The organism is Mesorhizobium sp. M0676, assembly GCF_040320535.1.
Lineage (GTDB): Bacteria > Pseudomonadota > Alphaproteobacteria > Rhizobiales > Rhizobiaceae > Mesorhizobium.
In genome coordinates this window covers 87839-105949 of the sequence record NZ_JAMYPU010000021.1, presented here as the reverse complement: position 1 = coordinate 105949, position 18111 = coordinate 87839, and the positions used below count along the sequence as shown (strand labels likewise).

11 protein-coding genes are annotated in these 18111 nt (G+C 60.0%); 4 read left to right on the top strand and 7 right to left on the bottom strand.

The features are described 5' to 3' along the window. Positions 1-118 precede the first annotated feature (118 nt). The 6 genes from NKI35_RS22205 to NKI35_RS22180 all read right to left on the bottom strand — a co-directional run bounded on the left by NKI35_RS22205 (position 119) and on the right by NKI35_RS22180 (position 10465). Entirely contained in the window at positions 119-1324 is a 1206-nt protein-coding gene (locus tag NKI35_RS22205; protein ID WP_352741505.1) for an acyltransferase family protein, read from the bottom strand. A 215-nt stretch (positions 1325-1539) separates the two neighbouring features. After that, positions 1540-3711 (bottom strand): polysaccharide biosynthesis C-terminal domain-containing protein, encoded by a 2172-nt coding sequence (locus NKI35_RS22200; RefSeq protein ID WP_352741504.1) that lies wholly within the window; start codon positions 3709-3711, stop codon positions 1540-1542. A 69-nt stretch (positions 3712-3780) separates the two neighbouring features. After that, the gene (locus tag NKI35_RS22195) at positions 3781-5982 is read right to left on the bottom strand and encodes a GumC family protein (RefSeq protein WP_352741503.1); all 2202 of its coding nucleotides are present in this window, start codon (positions 5980-5982) and stop codon (positions 3781-3783) included. A 1-nt stretch (position 5983) separates the two neighbouring features. Then, entirely contained in the window at positions 5984-7981 is a 1998-nt protein-coding gene (gene asnB / locus NKI35_RS22190; protein WP_352741502.1) for an asparagine synthase (glutamine-hydrolyzing), read from the bottom strand. A gap of 1 nt (position 7982) precedes the next feature. After that, positions 7983-9242 carry an O-antigen ligase family protein gene (locus NKI35_RS22185; RefSeq protein ID WP_352741501.1) on the bottom strand — a complete coding sequence of 420 codons (1260 nt, stop codon included), beginning with the start codon at positions 9240-9242 and terminating at the stop codon, positions 7983-7985. Continuing rightward, on the bottom strand, positions 9239-10465 hold the full coding sequence (locus tag NKI35_RS22180; RefSeq protein ID WP_352446268.1) for a glycosyltransferase family 4 protein: 1227 nt from the start codon (positions 10463-10465) through the stop codon (positions 9239-9241). The genes NKI35_RS22185 and NKI35_RS22180 overlap by 4 nt, the downstream gene beginning before the upstream one ends. Positions 10466-11457: 992 nt before the next feature. Here NKI35_RS22180 and NKI35_RS22175 point away from each other — a divergent pair. Together NKI35_RS22175 and NKI35_RS22170 are read left to right on the top strand one after the other, a co-directional pair. Next, positions 11458-12936 (top strand): M10 family metallopeptidase C-terminal domain-containing protein, encoded by a 1479-nt coding sequence (locus tag NKI35_RS22175; protein WP_023681029.1) that lies wholly within the window; start codon positions 11458-11460, stop codon positions 12934-12936. 87 nt (positions 12937-13023) lie between these two features. Next, a complete protein-coding gene (locus NKI35_RS22170; RefSeq protein ID WP_023670889.1) occupies positions 13024-13236 on the top strand; it encodes a DUF768 domain-containing protein in 213 nt (70 codons plus the stop codon). 79 nt (positions 13237-13315) lie between these two features. On the opposite strand, the gene NKI35_RS22165 is transcribed toward NKI35_RS22170, so the two are convergent. Further along, positions 13316-14041, bottom strand: coding sequence for an AAA family ATPase (locus tag NKI35_RS22165; protein WP_023670888.1), 726 nt, complete (start codon positions 14039-14041; stop codon positions 13316-13318). A 341-nt stretch (positions 14042-14382) separates the two neighbouring features. Here NKI35_RS22165 and NKI35_RS22160 point away from each other — a divergent pair, with 341 nt between their 5' ends. Further along, positions 14383-17133 carry an AMP-binding protein gene (locus tag NKI35_RS22160; protein WP_502897162.1) on the top strand — a complete coding sequence of 917 codons (2751 nt, stop codon included), beginning with the start codon at positions 14383-14385 and terminating at the stop codon, positions 17131-17133. Then, a complete protein-coding gene (gene nadE, locus NKI35_RS22155) occupies positions 17130-18110 on the top strand; it encodes an NAD(+) synthase (protein ID WP_352741510.1) in 981 nt (326 codons plus the stop codon). The genes NKI35_RS22160 and nadE overlap by 4 nt, the downstream gene beginning before the upstream one ends. Position 18111: the final 1 nt, after the last annotated feature.

Genomic DNA, 18111 nt, shown 5'->3' with positions numbered 1-18111 from the left:
TCCATGCCTTGCGATATCGCTGGCGTGAGCCACCACGAAAGCGCAAGTTTCAGTCCATGCCAAAGCTATCTTAGCGCCTATGCCCGTTTCCCAGGTGTGGCAGGGTCGCGGCTCGCCTTCAATCTGTCTTGGGATACGCCGGCACTGGAAGGGACCCAAGCTGCCGTCCTGTGCCGTGCCCGACCCCCAAAAGGCGCCGCGCATAGCGGGTGAGCGGCTTCTCGAACAGACGGTGGGTGATAAATGCTACGCCCAGGGTTATCGCCAAGGCCGAACCGATGAAAGCCCACGGGCCGAGCACAAAGATCAAGCCTGTACGCCAGAAAATTATGCGAATGGCGCGGATCACGAATGGATGCATGAGGTAAAGAGCGTATGACGCATCGCCAACGCCAGCGGCCCACCTCGCCGCCAGGCTGTCATGCCTCAGTTTACCCGGCGGTGCCAGGGCAGCACTCCAAACTATTAGAGACGCCGGAATGCCATACACGACAGGGCGACCAAGGCCGGCCGAGATATCGGGAAACGCCGCCGCAAGCATCAGGGCACCCAGTCCCGTTGCGGCGACACAGGCCCTGATTGGGCCGGAAGGCCGCAGGCCCGAGGCGCAAATGACCCCGATCATCGCGCCGAAAGCAAATTCGAGGATGATCGGATTGGTCCAGAAACCCCAGGGCTCTGGCAAAGGAGCCGCAAGAGCGCCCGAGAGCACCATCCCAACCAGGATCGTGAGCAGGACCGTAACTGCCCACCGCATGGGCAGCACGATCGTCGCCGTGAACAACACGTAAAACAGCATCTCATAATTGAGCGTCCAACCCAACTCGTAGACCGGCTGAACGACGCCGTCAGGGCGACTGGCCGGAACGAATAAATAGGATTCGACTACAAACCTGAAATCGACGTAGCTCTGGTTGAGAAAATTTGGGGCGGCCACCGCTACCGCAATGTAGAGCGAGGTGAGCGCCCAATATAGCGGGACAATTCGCGCGATCCGGCGGGAAATGAAGAGACGCGCGCCCCCGGGCTTTGCGAACAGCTGTCGCGACGTATGCACCATTATAAGGCCGGAAATCACGAAGAAAATATCGACTCCAGCGCTCCATGGTATCGGATTCCAGCTCTGAAAGGTGCGGCCGGCCTGTAATTCCAGGGTGGCCGCATCATGCTGGGCGTGTCGCAGCGCGACCGAACTAGCCGCGAGGGCGCGCAGGACCTGAACTTGGGTGAGGGTTTCGCGTTGGCTGCGCTCGACAGGCGTCGATCTCTCCGAGCGACGGCGCACTGCAGGCGCCGAGGCGCTCGCCATTCGGGCTTGTTCCATGGATGCTCCGCAGATTGTGAGCACACCCTGGGGCGCCTCCGAAACTGATGCATCCTTCAAATGACGGACACAGCCCGCGAAGTATCGGCTGCCCGCGCGGGTGTCCGGAACAGAGATACGCCGAAGCGTCTGTGCAGCCCTATGGCCTTTGTGCGATCCGGGCTTCGTGACTTCCTGCCCGAACGACGGCAATCACCGTAGCCAAAACAGTGCTCTCATTTGCTCGCCCTCAAGAACCAATGCCATTGACGGGCATCGACCGCGCTCGGCCTGATCGACAGCAAGGCAAAAACCAAGCCTGGCATGATTTTCAGTCGCTTGCGGATATAGACGGCCATGGCAATGCTCCAGATGCTCAGTGCAAGTGCGACACCCACCGCAGCGCCAAGCAGGCCGTACACCGCAACTCCGGCTGCACAGGCAATTATATTGGCCACAGCACCCGCTACCATCGTCGTTGCCGCAGCCCATTCATTTCCAGTCATGGTCAGGAGATTCTGTTGGGGCCCGCACAGCGCGACAAAGACATATCCCAAAATCAGAACCCGTGCGATCGGCGCTCCCGCGCTATAACCCTCACCGAAATAGCTCAAGAACGGCTCGACTATCACCATCATTGGGACGGCCACCAGGATGGCACCGCCAGCAGAAAGCAGGGTTGCGCGCGCGAACAGCTGTTGTAGGCCTCTGCGATCGCCTCTGACGTAGAGATCGGCTGCTGTTGGCGAAAACATGGTTGCCACGGCGATACGGGACAGGCCCACGAGCATCGCGACATTCAAGGCCAGCGCGAAAATACCCGCTTCAGCAATATGGCTTGTCCAGCCCAAAACCAGGACTCCTGCCCGACTGACGAAAACATCGAGCCCGGTGATGAGCATGAGCGGGGGGACGGCAAGCCACCATTCCCTCGAGGCATAACTTGGCTTGGCGTGTCCCAGGCCGGGTGGTTCAAACCTCCTCGCGATGATGAACACCAGGGCCGCTGTGAAAGCGGAACTCACAAGCACCGCCAGCGTCACCGAGGGCGCATCCACTGTTCGAAATCCCGACAATGCCAGGAGGGCTACCAACACGAGCAGGAGCCCGTCTCGCATGATGCGCTCCGGCAACAACGCCGAGACAACGCCGCCGAAAGCACGCACAAGCGTGGCTCCGAGAGCATAGGCGGTAACGAAGGGCACAGCCATCATGCCGAGCACGATGCTTGTCTCAAGCCCTCTTTCCGTTGGATCTGAAAGGAACAGGACTGACGCAGCGCCGATCATCCCGAACAAGGTTGCCGCTATCAGCGATCTCTGCAGCGCAAATCTTATCACCCCGCGGGCCAGATCAAGCCTGCCACTAGCCCTATAGGCCGGGAGGAAACGCAACAATGATACATTAAAGCCAAGCGTTGCCAGATAGGCGAGCACTGACGTCCAAGCCTGAACGTAGGAATAGATGCCGTAGTTGTGAGGTCCGATAAGGCGTGCAATTGCCAACTGGGCAAGACTGGTCAAACCAGCGCCACCAATATAGATCAACAAGGCGAAGATGCTTGCCCAAGCGAGCCGCGATCCCATGTCCTTGTTGCGCGGCGGTGTGGTTGCTGAACCAGTTGTTACGTCTGCGCGATGAGATGGCAACTCAATTTGCTTTTCGCCGACCGCCCTATCGAAGCGCGACAATGCAGAAAGTATTTGTCTCTCAATCCGACAAATACTTTTAAAGGTCGATGGACCATCGGTGTATTCGACGGAGATGATTTCCCGGCCAGATGTTGTCAGGAGGTCATGCATCGCTTCAAAAACGGCGAACGAGCGCATGTTCACGTTCAAGTCGGCCTCGAAAATCCGTTCCGCCGGCGGCTCAAGCTCCATCCGCCTACGAAGGCGACTTTCCACGACCGCAGCTGGCACCAAGAGCCTGACGGTGAGATCGGCCGCCGGTGCGAGGCTGAGCGCCTTTTCCAGCGTTCTGGGGTTGGTGCTCCCATTGAACATCGCAAGCGAACCAATCGCTTGAACATATCCTTGATCGAAAATCGTAATTTCGGGCGATTGCTCCGCAGACTTCCAGCAACGCGAAAGGTGCAGGATGTATCGCCAGATTCGCGCGCGCCATATTCGGTTTTTTGGCGGTATCATCCTCACCATTGCAAAGGAATTGGAAATATCATCGGCTCGCCCTGCCGAAAAAAGCAATATTCTGGCTGTTGAAAATATCGCCGATACGATCCGTGATATGAACAGAAAGATTCCGAGATCATATTTGGCGGCCCTGGTGCTTGGCTTGTAGCTGAGGGCGACCTTGGCGTGATAGCCTTTCCCGCGCAGCTGCTGCGCAAGCGCATGTGCGAAGGTTGTTTTGCCGGATCCTGGAGGTCCGAAAAATTCAATGATCATCGTGTAGCTGGCTCGATTTAGGGACGCGATCGCTCCCTGGAGATTCTGTTGAAGATCGCAGACGCATCTTCAAGCCCTCTCCAACAGAAGATCGGCGTTGTCTCCGAGCCTGGAGCCGGCTAGCCTCTTCAGGTTCACCCGGGTGAGCACACTCCCTACTGGAACGGTGGCGGATCCGCCGGCCCCTATTGCATCCAGAGCACCACGGGCAATGCTGCGCCTCGTCCTTGCCCAGCGAACGGCAAAAAGCACCGAATCGGCCCAGCGCTTAAGCAGCCTGGTTTCAGGCCCCCCGAGGCCCAGGGGACCGTTCATGATGACCACGTCGTAGGCCGAACGCAGCTCCTCGGTGAACTGGCATTTGTCGACGGTGGACAGAAGCGTCAGGAGATCATCGGAAGGTGCTGGAGCGGCCATGAGGTCGATACCGATTTCCGGCATCCTCGTGATTGCATCCTTCAGCACGCAACGTTCATTCACATAGTCGCCGAAGGAGTTCCGGGCCTTGTCGGTGCTGAATTCACCACGAAACCCGTTCGTGAGCCGTACATCCTTGCGATCGAGATCGAGGAAAAGCACTCTTCCTCCCAGCCGCTTTGCCGCCAGCGCCAGGCTCCATGCCAACTCGGTCTTCGCATCGTCCTGGATGCTGGACGTCACGAGAATGATATGCGGCGGCTGCCCCTTCCCCTGAGTTGGCGCCGCAGTGACGAGCAGCGAAGTCACGGCGCGGCTGAACGGCAAGTTCTGCTGGCTCAGAACCAGATGCCGTAGCTTTCTGGCGTTAAGTCCCGCAACCCTGGGAAGCAGTCCTACGCACGGGACCCCAAGCTCGGCTTCGGCTTCGGCTTCACTGCGCAAGGTTTGGTTGAAACCGTTGCGGACCAGGACAATGACCGCCCCCATGAGACCAAAGACGACCATGCCGGGGGGAATCAGGAAAATTGGCGACAATGTCATGGGGGTCGACGGCGGCCAGGCGGTCGAAAGGACCGCTACGCCTGGGGAAGGAGCGGCGATGCGACGTGTCAAGTCCTGCTGCCGGCTCAGGAGTTCGTTGTAATGCTGCGTCACGATGGCTACCCGAGGCTCAAGGGAACGCAGCCCCGAAAGTTGGCTCGCCGTGTCGGCCACGGCCGCGTCGAGCATCGCTTTGCGACTTTCAAGAGCCGTAGCCTGGGACCGGTAGACATTTGCCTCGGCAGCGATTCGGGCAACGCTTTGCTCCATTTCGCGGGCGATCGCGTTGCGCAGATCGCCGTCGGCGGCGGCACCCGACTGGCGTGTCACCAGGTCCGTCAACACGGGCGACCCGATTTCTTCAGCGATGGCCGTGACCGGGGCGCCCGCCTTGCGCAGGTCCTCAATACGGCGAAGGCGCGCTTCCGACGCGGAAAGACTGGCTTTCGATAGGAATATCTGCCGGCCGAGTTCCGCTGTCTCACTGGCTGCGTTGTTGGCCGCAGTCTGATCGACGGCGCCATGCGTGAGCCGGTATGTCTCCAGCCGATCTGTCGCTTCGACAAGATCCCTTTGTACTTGCGGAAGGCTGGCGACTATCGAATCCAGATGAACCTGATCCGATGCTCGGCTTTTTTGTACCAGATCTTGAATGTAGACTTGGGCGAACGTGTTCGCGACAAGTGCCGCACGCGCCGGACTTGGATCGGTGAAGCCGATGGTGATGACGCGCGATCGCAGCTCTTGTCCGACCCTCATTCCCTTGCGTAGCGCCTTCAGCTCGGGCGCGTCCGCTGCGTCCGGATTTTCCGCCACTGTCTTATCCTGTCTCCAGACCCTGTTCAGGAGGTCGATGAGGAACGAGCCAGCCGCGGGCGGGACGGCATTGACGACGCTCTTTCCGTTACCGTCGACTGGTTGGGCTTTGCGCAGTGCTGCCAGGACCCGACGCAGGTGGCCTTGCGAGGAGAGCATCGTCAGATGATCATCGATGTTCGATTCCAGCGAGTCCTGGGCGGATGCCACGCCACCCGAAGCACTGCTGCTCGGGGCGTCGATAATGACCTGCGTCGTTGCCTCGAACAGCACCGGGCGGGTGAAGCCTGCCAGTCCGGCCAGGATGCCGCCCAGAAGGGCCATGGCAAGCAAGAACCATTTTCGCGTCGTCAGGATGATGACGAGCTGGTGGAGGGGTGACGATTGCGTTGGCTCGCGTGGCGGCCGCATCAAGCGCAGATTGGTTTCAAGTGTCCCAGCTTCCATCTGCTTGGCGCGCGGACGCCGGGCGCGGTTGGCTATGGAACCTTCCATCTCAATCCCCTGTCAGTTCGATATGGTAAGAAGGGTGCGTGGCGACCGTCGATGGCCGCATGGCTTCGTTGCGCCACGCCTGAAACATGAGCACCGGCCACAGGTCGCGGAAATTATCTTGGCTTCCATGCAGATGATTGCGCCAGCATGCGTCGACCTTCTCACGGTCGATGACCCCGTCCCCGGAGCGGCCGATCGTGGCAATGATATCGGTTGCCCAGCCGCGCAAGGGCCCTTTCAACCAAGTCCCGACCGGAACGTCGAAACCTTGCTTGGGCCGGTCGACCAGTCGGCGTGGTACATAACGATCAAGCAGTCGGCGAAGCAACCATTTGCCCTTCCCGTTTCGGACTTTGGCACGGGCTGGCAAGCGCCAGGCGAATTCAACGACGCGATGGTCCAGGATCGGGCATCGCCCCTCGAGGCTGTTGGCCATAGTGGCTCGATCGAGCTTCACCAAAATGTCGCCCGGTAGGTAGCCTGTCATGTCGGCGAATAGGAGACGCGAGAGCAGGCCGTCGAGCTTTGTCGTGTCGGTAGGTGCTGTCGACGGCTTGCGATGAACAAGGTCGTTGGCTGAAGATTTGGTCAGTTGCAGAAGGAGTTCGTCCTCATCTCGCGCCGCGAGCAGGCGGGCAAGGCGAGCCAGGCGGTCACCGCGCAAGCCATGCCGCATATTCGATGAAAGCGGCAGATTGCCGAAGATATCTTTCTGAGAGGCTTGGGCCAGCAACCCAGCCCCCGATGCCAACAGCCGGCGAAATGACAATGGCAGCTCATGCTGCTTTGTGAGGCGGGCTGCCAGGAAGTGTCGAGAATAGCCTGCGAAGCACTCGTCGCCACCATCGCCTGAAAGCGCCACGGTTACATGTTGCCGCGCGAGCCGCGACACCAGCAGCGTCGGTATCTGCGATTCATCGGCAAACGGCTCGTCCCAAATCCGGGGCAGCTCCGGAATGACCTCAAGCGCGGCGGCCGGCGAGAGATGAAGTTCCGTATGATCGGTGCCCAGATGCCGAGCCACCGCGGCCGCATGGGGAGCTTCATCAAACCCACCTTCGCCGAACGCTATGGTGAACGTACGAACGGGGTTTCGGGACTGTGCCTGCATCAGCGCGACGACAGTCGAGCTGTCGATTCCGCCCGACAGAAAGGCGCCCAGCGGCACATCTGCAATCATTCGTTCCTTGACGGCCAGGCGGAGCAGGCTGTCGAGCTCGGTTGCGAGGTCCTCGTCGCTGGCAGCTATCGGATCGCGCTGTCCCTTGCAGGCGACATCGGCCAGCGACCACCAAGGGTGAATGCGATGCGCAAGCGAACCGCTGCCTCGGGCGTTGGCGAATTGCGCCGCAGTGACCGACAGGACTGATCCAGGTGGCAGCTTGAACACGCCCTGCCAAATGCAACGGTCATCCGGCACCCAGCCTTTGGAAACCATTGTCGTCGCCGCATCGACATCGAGTTCCGGGGTGAAGCCTGGGAAGCAAGTGATCGCCTTCAACTCCGAGGCGAAGACGAGCGCATCACGTGTCAAGGCGACATAGAGTGGCTTCTTCCCCATTCGGTCGCGGGCAAGCTGAAGCGTTCGGTTCTTCAGGTCCCACAGCCCAAAAGCAAACATGCCAGCGAAGCGCGCGAGGGCTGCATCAAGGCCCCAGCTTTCGATCGCGCACAGCATGACCTCCGTGTCGCTGGCGCCGCGGAAATGATGGCCCGCCCCTTCCAGTTCACGGCGCAGATCGCGAAAATTGTATATCTCGCCATTGAAGGTGATGACATACCGACCGCTCGCGGAGAGCATTGGCTGGCGACCCGCTTCGGACAGGTCGACGATGGCCAGTCGCCGGTGGCCGAAGGCTACCCCCCCTTCACGGCTCACCCAGAAGGCCTCACCGTCAGGTCCGCGATGACGAAGCGCCGTCGCCATCGGTCCGATGGCCCTGAGCGCACTTGCGTTGGCTGCATCGGGCGCCAACAAAATTCCGGCGATCCCACACATTCTAGCATCTCCTCTGGCGAACAATCGCGGGGATCGCTTCCGGCGTCCCAGCGGCAAGGCAGAGGGTCAGACAGAACCACACGATCGGATGGCGGATGACCAAATGCGGAGCACTGAAAACGGCGATCGATGCCACGAGCGCCACCAGAGCGTCCAGCTTCGCCCGCCAGGCGGACAACGCAGCCGAGCCGAAGATCCACATCAGGGCTAGAACCGAAATCAGGCCGCCCTGAGTGTAGAGATCCAGGATGGTGCTGTGCGCCTCGAAGGGCCGCGGCAAAAACTGTTGATTGACCACGGGCGGACTATCTAGGTGCGGGCCCGGACCCAGTCCAAGCGATCCCGATCGTGCCCCCTTCTCCAAGGCTGCATTCCAGAGGTAGAGGCGAAGCGCCGCGGTTTGGGCAGTCGCTTCCCCGCCCTTGTCTTTGGTCAGGCTCTTGGCGAAGTCTTCGGCGCTGGAGGCCTCGCTGAGGGCATAGGGCGCTATAGACAGGGCCAGCGGCAGGAAGCCAACGGCCAACAGGACGGCAAGCTGCCTTGAAAGGCTCGCCTTATTGCCGTCGCTCGTCAGCCAGGCCCGGACCCGCAGCCCGAGAAGGATCAGACAAGCCAGGACCGTGGTATAAAGGTAGGTATCGCTTTTTGTCAGCCTTCCGACGTAAACGGTGAATATGAGGCTGCATAGGGCAAGGCATCTTCCCCATTTATTGCTGGTGGTTGTGGCAAGATGCAAGGCCAGTGGACCGAGTAGGGCGCAGTAGAGCGCAAGCTGGTTCGGATTGTCGGACCACCCGCAGAAGCGGTCCCAGTACCAGGGTTCGACCCCAGCCTGATGGAGCCAGCCGAAACCAAGCCCTACCTGAATGATGAAGCCCGCATTCGCGACAGCAACCATCCACCAGGCGATACGACGCAAACGGAAAGACGCGGCGGGCTCCGCAGCGGCCAGACAGGTGACGCACGCCAACAGCACATAGGCCAGCGTGTCGTGCAACAACGGATCCAGGAACAACGTGGTTGTCAGAAAACCGATGATGTAACCCACGCCCATGGCAAGCGCCAGGATCAGCCAGAAAAGCCCAAGCTTGGCCAGTGCCGGCGTAACCTCCAGTTGGCCGCCAGCAAGGATTCGCGTCATCGACAGCATTATCCAGAGCGTGAGGCACAGTTCGCTGTAGCCGAAGGGCAGCCCTGGGATGCTGAGTTGCGCCGCGTAGGACATCGCGACGCCGAAGGCCAGAAGCGCATCACGCATCATTGCCGCGCCTCACCCAGTCGATGGGGGCTTGGCACCGCCTCTTCCCTCGGATTCGCCTGCGCAGCTTGAACAAGCCTGCTGCGATATCTGCCACCCAGTATTGTCTTGTACAGGTCGCAATACTGGTCGATCACCCACGACAGCGAGAACCGCTCCCGCACGAATCCGACGGAACGGCTGCCCATCGTCTTGCCACGGGCGGGGTCGGAAAGAAGATCGACTATCCGGGAGGCCAAGCCATCCGCGTCGTGCGGCGCCACTAGATAGCCGTTCCAGCCATCCTCAACCACATCGTTGCAGCCCGGCATGTTGGAGGCGACGATCGGTAATCCGGACAATCCCGCCTCCAGCAGGACACGCGGAATTCCCTCGCGATATTGCGTCGGAAACGCAAAGATATCCGCCATGCCAAGGAGGGCTGGAATGTCGCGCCTTGGCCCCAATGCGACAACGTGGGGAACATGGCGCTCGATATCGGCTCTGCTGACGGCAAACGGACCTTCGGAGTCTTGCGGGCCGACAAGTACGAAACGCGCGTTGGGCCTCTCGCGGATAACGCGAGGAACCGCCTCGATGAGGGTTGGAATCCCCTTCTGCCGCGTGAGCCGGCCGACAAATATTATGACCTGGGCCGATTGTAGGCCAAGTTCCTCGCGCATCGTGGCAGCCGAAGGACCACGATACCTTGCCATCGAGAATGCATCGGGGTCGATGCCAGAACTCCGGATCAGTCGCCCTTTGCCGCGAGCCACCAGCCGGTAGCGCTCGAAGAAGGCCTGATCATCACTATTCTGGAAGACGGTCATGGCTGTCCAACGAGACGCCACCCCCTGAAGGCCGCAAAAGAAAGGACGCAATGCCAGGGCCCGCGGCTCCCGCGACGAGAATGTCCAACCAAGCCCGTTGATGGTGCGAACGACGGGAACGTGCCCGCGCACCGCCAGTGGAGTTAGGAGATTGGGCTTGGTGTCGAAACTTTGAATGATGTCCGGACGCAGTTCGGACATCAGTTCACGGATCGCGCTGACAGCACCCCATTCTGCACCGCCGCTGCCAAAGCGGTCGAACCCGAATCGGCGATGGGCAATGCCATGGGGTGAAAAGGCGGCTCCGAGATCACTCGAAACGGCAGTGACTTGAAAACCCCTTTCGCGAAGCGCCAAAAGAAACGGGATTCTTAGTCTATGATCCTCGCCGCCAACGCAAACCAGATGCGGACTCATCCTGTCGCTCCTGGATGCGATCCCAATCTCGTAAAACAGCTGACCCTATCCGCGGTTTCCATGGCCGGTTTCATCGCCCCTGAACACACAACAGCCAGTCCCACGCTAGGAGCAGGCTTTCGTGCTGTCCTCGTCTGTTTGCATGAAGCAAGCTGATCAACGATGCGGCAATGCAGCCACAATCGCTGTCGCCTCGGTCAGTGCGTTGGATCATCCGGTCTGACGGTGCAACGACGACACGTTCGCGTACGACACGGCGGGCCGGATATTTAGAAAAAGAGGGCTGTGTTCGACGGGGTCCGCGCGCTCACGTTCTCTGCCCGCCTTCTCACGCCGGATCAACATCGCACCCAGATGGTGTGATGACTCGCACCGGCAGTTCTCCCGACCGCTTCGTCTGGAACAGGCTTTCACCCGGTCTTTGGATACGGTCGGACCACCAGCCGCCTCTTCCTGCGGATGGGCGACCGCGTTGCCATGCTCCCCGTCATTCGGACCCGCACGCCCGCCTTTCGGTTGAACCCGGCGGGATCCAGTTCAGTGCCTCTCCGCAATTGCCAGCGGCGAGCGCCTCGCATGACCTTGCGGACATTTGGCGCCGAGGCTTTGCTCACGAGGAGCATTGAGCGGCTGCAATGGGAGGGCTTCGCCAGGACGCGATTCTTTTGCGGTCTGAGCTCGAATAAATCCTGCGGAAGCGCGCATTTGGGCGGTGGCTCGCGCAACCGAAGCGCGCATTGGCCGATTGCCGCCACTGCAAATGCGCAGGCGCTCCGGCAGACTTCGCTGCAATGCTTTCGTTGCAGGCTTGAGCGCCCGACATACTTGGATCATCTACAAACCTCTGACGCAAGCGTAGCATCGAGGCTGTTGTGTTTTCCGGACGATGATCAAAGATTCTATCAAGGGACGCCGGTATTTGATTTGTCGCTAATGGATCCTTTCCCTAGGCAGGTGTGGGGCGCCTACCGAATCGGACGAAGGGTATGTCAATGACAACACTCCATTACGCCTCGGGCGGGTCGGCCTCCGAGGTCGCGAAAGCCGGATTCAATCTTGTTGATGTATCTTCCTTGGACCAGCTCAACGCCTTGCCGGCCGGCCAGAAAGGCCTGGTGTGGCTCAATGAAGCAGATGGTGCAACCTCCTCCTTTATCCAGAAGGTCACGCCCTTCATCGGCAATCCGAAAGTGTTTGGCTTCTTCCTCGTCGATGAGCCGGACCCGACCGGCAAATGGGGAACTTATGCCACCGCCGCTGATCTGAAGGCGGAGTCAGACTGGATCCACAGCCACCTGCCCGGCGCCAAGACCTTCATAACAATGATGAACATGGGGTCTTCCGCTAACCCCGACTTTTCAAACACCTTCAATCCTGCCAACACGCATATCGACTATTACGGCTTGGATCCCTACCCGGTACGGACCGGAACAAGCACGATTGATTACAACATGATCGACAGGACTGTGGCGGCGGCCGTCGCCTCGGGCATCCCGCTCAGTCAGGTCGTTCCCGTGTATCAGACCTTCGGCGGCGGCGACTGGACGACCGACACGGGCGGTCGCTATGTCCTGCCCAGCGTTGCTCAGGAAAAGACCATGTTGGACCACTGGGCCAAGGTAGCGCCTTCGCCGGCCTTCGACTATGCCTATGCTTGGGGTTCTCAACAGGGCGACACGGCGCTTGAGAGCTCGCCGACGCTGCAGGCTCTGTTCCTTCAACACAACCAGAGCACCGCAAGCGGTCCTTCGGCCAGCGAACCGACGCCGCCGCCTACCAGCACAGCGCCTCCGCCCACAAGTGTCCCTCCGACCAGCACCGGCGATCACATTTTCTACGGCACGGGTAGCGCGGATGTGCTTCGCGGCACCGCTGGCGCGGACACGATGATGGGCCGCGGCTACAACGACACCTACTATGTCAACAACGCCGGCGACAAGGTGGTGGAACTGCGGCACAGCGGCAACGACAGCGTGCTGGCATCGGTGAGCTACGCGCTGTCGGCCGGCTCGCAGGTCGAGCATCTTGCGACCACCAGCAAATTGGGAACTGCCGCCATCAAGCTCACGGGAAACGAATTCGCCCAAACCATCGATGGCAATTCCGGGAGCAACACTATCAACGGCGGTGGCGGGAGAGACGTTCTGACCGGACATGGCGGCAACGACGTCTTTGTCTTCGATTCGGCTCTCAAGGTCGGCAATATCGACAAGGTCACCGATTTCAAAGTGGGCCACGACAAGATCCAACTCGACCACACCGTGTTTGCCGGCCTGCATACAGGCGCCCTTCCCTCTTCGGCGTTTTACGCCGGCAGGGCCGCGCACGACAGCGGCGATCACATCGTCTATAACAGCACGACCGGCGCGCTTTCCTTTGACAGCGACGGCTCGGGCGGCGCACATCAGATCCAATTTGCCACTCTATCGCCACATCTGGCTCTGACGGCGTCCTCGTTCATCGTGACGTGACCGTGGGACGTCAGCCTGAGCAAGATGGTCTGACGTTCTTGAATATGGCTGACGGAACCAAGAAGCCCCGCCGAGCTTGTACTTGGTATGAGCGCGCGCGGCATCGAATTCCTGCAGAAATGGGTAGAGGATAAGATCCCACTCTACACCAAGGCCGATCCGGCTCTTGCGGCGAAACTTGCGGACCAAGCAACGGCGGATGCCATCAGAGCGGGAATCCGCCCCGAGGAAATCTCTGAGGAAGTCGGAAGCATGTTGACGACCATGCTCGAAGTGCTCGATCAGCACGATTCGACATGATTGCGCGCTTGGCGGCAGATGCTGCCCGGCTTGGCGCCAAATGCATAAATGTGTCATGGATCATAGGTCATGGGCCAGCCTAGGCAGCATGACCAACATGCTCTCCCAGAACGCGCGCGACGACCCCGTCCACGTCGTGAGGTTCAGCACCATTGACTTGTATCAACGGCCATCGGTCCTGGCGCAGGCACTCGCCGACCTCTCTTGAGATTTCGGCCTGCCTTAATCCTTTGTCCACGCCAAGTTCGAACAGCATAACCTCGAGGAGCGGTTGCTGCGCATGCCTATCCACAAGACGGCGGCGTAACGTTTCCTGGGGCGCGTCGAGTTGCACAACGAGATCCGGCCGCGGCAGGAACGCCAGGCACTCGCGGACCGCGTCGAGGCTTGGAGTTCTAGCCAGCACACCCAGCGCACACAAAGCCTGAATCATGCCCTCTTCGAAGATGAAGCAACCGGGCGACTCCCGCGCTTGGCGCCAGGACTGGCACAGTTGGGCGATGTCGACCTTCATTCGCCATGACCACACGCGGCTTCGAAGAGGGATCGATGCCAGAAGCCGGGCCGCGACACTGTCCTTTGGCAAGGTCGACAGCAAGATAGGACCGGATGTGGCAATCTTTTTGCCAATTCTTCCTATGCCATGGCGGATTTCCGGAGCGTCATCCTGAGCCGATCCAGGTTCAATCAGGCGATACCCATTTACTGTCTTCACATTGATGCCGTGTCTCGCCAGCCCTTGGCAGAGGCCGCGAAGCAGCGTGGTTTTACCCGCGCCAGGCGGCCCAAACAACTCGATGATCATATGCTCAAGCGTCTCCGAACGAGCAGTCATTCCCCTACGGATCAAGCTTAGCCGGATTTCAGATCACACCAACGTTCATTTGAATGATTGTTCCAGTCAGTGAATCTGGGCACCGAGCCCGGATTCTAGCGGAGATGCCGATCGCTCCGTTCGCCTGGGCAAGCCGTCTTGCGCTCGACGGAGCTTGCAAGGAAAAACGACCGGTGCTGGACACAGATGGCAAAACTTCTGAAGGACGCTCGGGAAGCGCTGGCTAGGCAAGATCGAGGCATCATCCGAATGATTGATGAAAAGATCTCCGCGGCGAGCGATGTTCGACCGTCAGCTTGGCGGGGCCCTGAATGTCCTCAGTGTGTTTGCATTCGGAAGTGGCAAATCAAAACCTACAGGTGGATCTGCGACCCACCCGAAAGTGGTCAGTCGTTCCCGAATATGATCTTGACCAAGGGGGGCCAGTCTGGCGCCGTTACCGACAGATGGGTGCCAAATTTGCGGACACTCCAATCTTCGACCACCTTGGAGATGTCGCCAGGCGGTATCCTGACAAGCTCGCAATCAGCGACGGCGCGAACCGCCTGACTTTTTCTGAGCTTTTCCGGGCGGTCGAGACGCTGGCAACTCATATCGCTGCCGTCGTCCCCGAAGGGCAGGCCATCGGCATCCTGCAAGCAAACTCCGCTTGGTATCCTGTGGCGATGTTGGCGACCATGGCGGCGGGACGGCCTTCGGTCCCGCTCAACACAAGAGATCCCGCCTCTCGCATTTTCGATATAGTCAGTGCCGCGGGGCTCGGCGCGATTATAGGCGCCGAAAATGTTCGCCCGGTCGAATTGGCCCAAGAGATCATCTGGATCGAAATTGCCGCCGCCGTGGCGCCCAACGATCAACACCCAGAACAGCAGCATGAGCCCCCTATCGTTTCGGTCGATGCGCCTGCATTGGTGCTTTACACTTCAGGTAGCACCGGGCGCCCCAAGGGAATCGTCAACAGCCAACGCAGCCTGCTATGGCGGGTCCGGCAATATGTCGATGCGTGCCATATCAGTGCGGATGACGTTTTCCTGCCGCTGACCGGGCCAGCCACGATCGCCGGTTGCCGGGAGATCTTTGCGGCGCTGCTGACGGGCGCCACATTGCATCTTCTCGAGGTGGAGACTGTCGGCCTGCGCGCTACGCGCGCTCGATTGCAGTCCGAAGGTGTGACGATCGCCTATCTTGTGCCGGCACTGCTTCGAGCCCTCCTGGCTGAGGCGCCCGCCGACGCTTCCTGGCCGCTCAGAGTGGCCCGGATCGGTGGGGAGAAAGTGTCATGGACGGACATCGCTTTGCTGCGCAAAGCCGTTTCGGACCAGTGTCTGATCCAGATCGGCTACTCATCGACTGAAACCATCGGTTCGCAATGGTTCTTGCCGCCTGACTGGCCCGAGCAAGACGCGTCGGTTCCCGTCGGCAGGCTGCTCCCTGGTATGACATTCGCTATCGTCGACGAAGCGGAGCGCAATGTAGGGCCAGGCGAAAGTGGAGAACTTCTGATCAAAAGCCGCTATGTCCTGCTTGGTCATTGGGAGAACGGTGTGGTCGTTCCCGCTCAGCCGGACCCCGACGATCCCAAGGCTCGGCTTTTTTCGACCGGGGACCTCGTTCGGCTGGACGATGATGGCATCTTGAGGATCGTCGGCCGCAAAGGGCGCCAGATCAAGATCAATGGTCGACGCATCGAGCCCGCCGAACTCGAACGGGTCTTGCGTTGCGCGCCTTCAGTGGCGGATGCCGTGGTGATGGTAACGGCCGCGCAGGAACTCATCGCCTTCGTGGTTCCCCAGCGCTTCGCAGGCGGCGCTTTTGCAGACGACCTTCGCCAGCTCCTCAGGATGACCTTGCCGGCACCATTGCGTCCCTTGCGATTGCACACCGTTGACGCAATCCCACGCCTGTCGGGAGGTAAGGTCGATTTGGCAACACTGGCCGAGATAGATCGTTCGCACGGAAGGAGGGCGCAAGCCGCCCGGTCGTCCACTCTCGATGCTCCGCCCGCCGGAGGAGCAAAGGACACGCGTCAAATAGTGCAGCACGCGTGGACGCAGGTTCTCAACACAGGCACTGCCGCCGGAAACTGGGATGATGCTGGGGGAGATTCGCTGCAGCTGCTGCACTGCGTCATGGCGATCGAAAACGCCATCGGGCAAGAGCTGGGCCTCGAGGCATTCACCGTCGGCATGAGCTTGGACGAGATGGTTGAGGCGGTCGTCTCTGCACGGTTAGGCGAAGGGCGCGAAAAGAAGCACCACCCCCCGGTTCTTTTCCTGTTTCCAGGGTCCGTTGGCTATGGTCCGAGCCTCGCTGCGTTCGCAGCCGCCATGGGGAAAGTCGCCCGTGTAAACCCGATCCGATATCCGAGCCTTGCGGCGATACTGGACGGACACAACACCCTCAGCGCCATGGCTGGCGCCGCACTCGAGCAGATAAGCCGCATCCAACCTGCGGGCCCCGTGCGACTTCTCGGCCATTCTCTGGGTGGCGCGGTTGCATTCGAGGTTGCCGCACGGCTCATGAAGGCCGGGCGAACGGTGCGGTTCCTGGGCATCCTCGACACGAGCCTCCTGCACGAGCCGAGCAACCACTGGGAGACACTTACCCGTACGTTCTATCGTATTCGCACCAACCGCATATCCGCGCACCGGATGGCTTGCAGAGCCCTTGCGAAGATCACCGTCGCCGTGGGCGGCGAAGCGCGTCTGGCCAGGATTCTGGACAGATTTGCCAATGGAGAGTTCAACCCGACGATCTTCAGGACCAAACTGGAACTGCAGGAGGTTTTAAGGGCGAAGTCATTCTTCCAGTGGCTTGAGGCACCGAAACCGGCTCTGCCCCTCTCCGGTACCTTGTTCCGATGTCGCAGGGAGGGAATGCCGCGGGCCTTGGGCTGGGACAGCGTCTTGGCACACCTGGACGTCATTTCGATCACGGGCAGCCACATCGACCTTGTCGTCGAACCAAACCTTGCCACCAACCGTCCGCTTATCGAGACGGCCATCGTGCAGACCTATTCCCCCGCCGAATCTCGCAAAAGGGAGGACTTGTCATCGACATAATTCCGGAATTCAGCAAGGACATGCTGACGCTCGATGCCGGCGCGGAGGTCGATCGCATCGTTGACACCTTGCGCACTCAGGTTCTCGGCACCCTGCATCGTCGCGGCGTGGTTGTCGGTCTTTCCGGCGGTATCGACAGCTCCGTCGTCGCGACCTTGTGCATGCGCGCGTTCGGGAAAGACAAGGTCCTGGGACTGTTCATGCCGGAGCGGGATTCTTCCGGCGACTCCCTGAGACTTGGCCGCCGCGTCGCGGCACAGCTTGGCATTGAAAGCGTCCTTGAGGACATAGCACCGGCACTGGAGACCATTGGGGCCTACCGCCGGCAGATCGATGCGATCCAGACCGTCGTTCCCGACTATGGGGAAGGGTGGAAATGCAAGCTGGTGATCGCGTCGGTTCTGGAGAGCAGCGGGCTCAATATAACCCGCCTCACGGTCCAGGATCCGCAGGGTAAAGTAGATACCGTGCGTCTGCCGCCAGCTGCCTATCTGCAGATCGTTGCTGCGACAAACTACAAGCAGCGCCTGCGCAAGATGACGGAATACTATCACGCCGACCGCCTCAAATACGCGGTTGTCGGCACTCCAAATCGCCTCGAGTACGACCAGGGCTTTTTCGTCAAGCAGGGCGACGGAGCCGCCGACGTGATGCCGATCGTTCACCTTTACAAAACCCAGGTTTATCAACTCGCGGAATATCTCGAGGTGGATGATGAAATCCGGCAGCGGCCACCGACCACCGACACCTTTTCCATGACCCAAAGCCAGGAAGAATTCTATTTCGCGCTGCCCTATCACCTGATGGATCTATGCCTCTACGGCCTGAACCACGGGGTCGCCAGCAATGAGCTCGCGGCGGTTGCTGGCCTCACCGAGCCCCAGCTTCAGAAAGTGTTCAAGGACATCGAAGCGAAACGAAGGGCGGCCCACTATCTTCACGCGCGGCCTTTGCTGTCCGCGGAAGGCGGAGATTGAC

What these genes read in the sequence shown, in the direction of transcription:
- NKI35_RS22200 (WP_352741504.1), bottom strand. Translation starts at nt 3,711, where the DNA reads ATGATCATTGAATTTTTCGGACCTCCAGGATCCGGCAAAACAACCTTC.
- asnB (WP_352741502.1), bottom strand. Translation starts at nt 7,981, where the DNA reads ATGTGTGGGATCGCCGGAATTTTGTTGGCGCCCGATGCAGCCAACGCA.
- NKI35_RS22170 (WP_023670889.1), top strand. Translation starts at nt 13,024, where the DNA reads ATGAGCGCGCGCGGCATCGAATTCCTGCAGAAATGGGTAGAGGATAAG.
- NKI35_RS22165 (WP_023670888.1), bottom strand. Translation starts at nt 14,041, where the DNA reads ATGATCATCGAGTTGTTTGGGCCGCCTGGCGCGGGTAAAACCACGCTG.
- NKI35_RS22175 (WP_023681029.1), top strand. Translation starts at nt 11,458, where the DNA reads ATGACAACACTCCATTACGCCTCGGGCGGGTCGGCCTCCGAGGTCGCG.
- NKI35_RS22205 (WP_352741505.1), bottom strand. Translation starts at nt 1,324, where the DNA reads ATGGAACAAGCCCGAATGGCGAGCGCCTCGGCGCCTGCAGTGCGCCGT.
- NKI35_RS22195 (WP_352741503.1), bottom strand. Translation starts at nt 5,982, where the DNA reads ATGGAAGGTTCCATAGCCAACCGCGCCCGGCGTCCGCGCGCCAAGCAG.
- NKI35_RS22160 (WP_502897162.1), top strand. Translation starts at nt 14,383, where the DNA reads ATGTCCTCAGTGTGTTTGCATTCGGAAGTGGCAAATCAAAACCTACAG.
- NKI35_RS22185 (WP_352741501.1), bottom strand. Translation starts at nt 9,242, where the DNA reads ATGATGCGTGATGCGCTTCTGGCCTTCGGCGTCGCGATGTCCTACGCG.
- NKI35_RS22180 (WP_352446268.1), bottom strand. Translation starts at nt 10,465, where the DNA reads ATGAGTCCGCATCTGGTTTGCGTTGGCGGCGAGGATCATAGACTAAGA.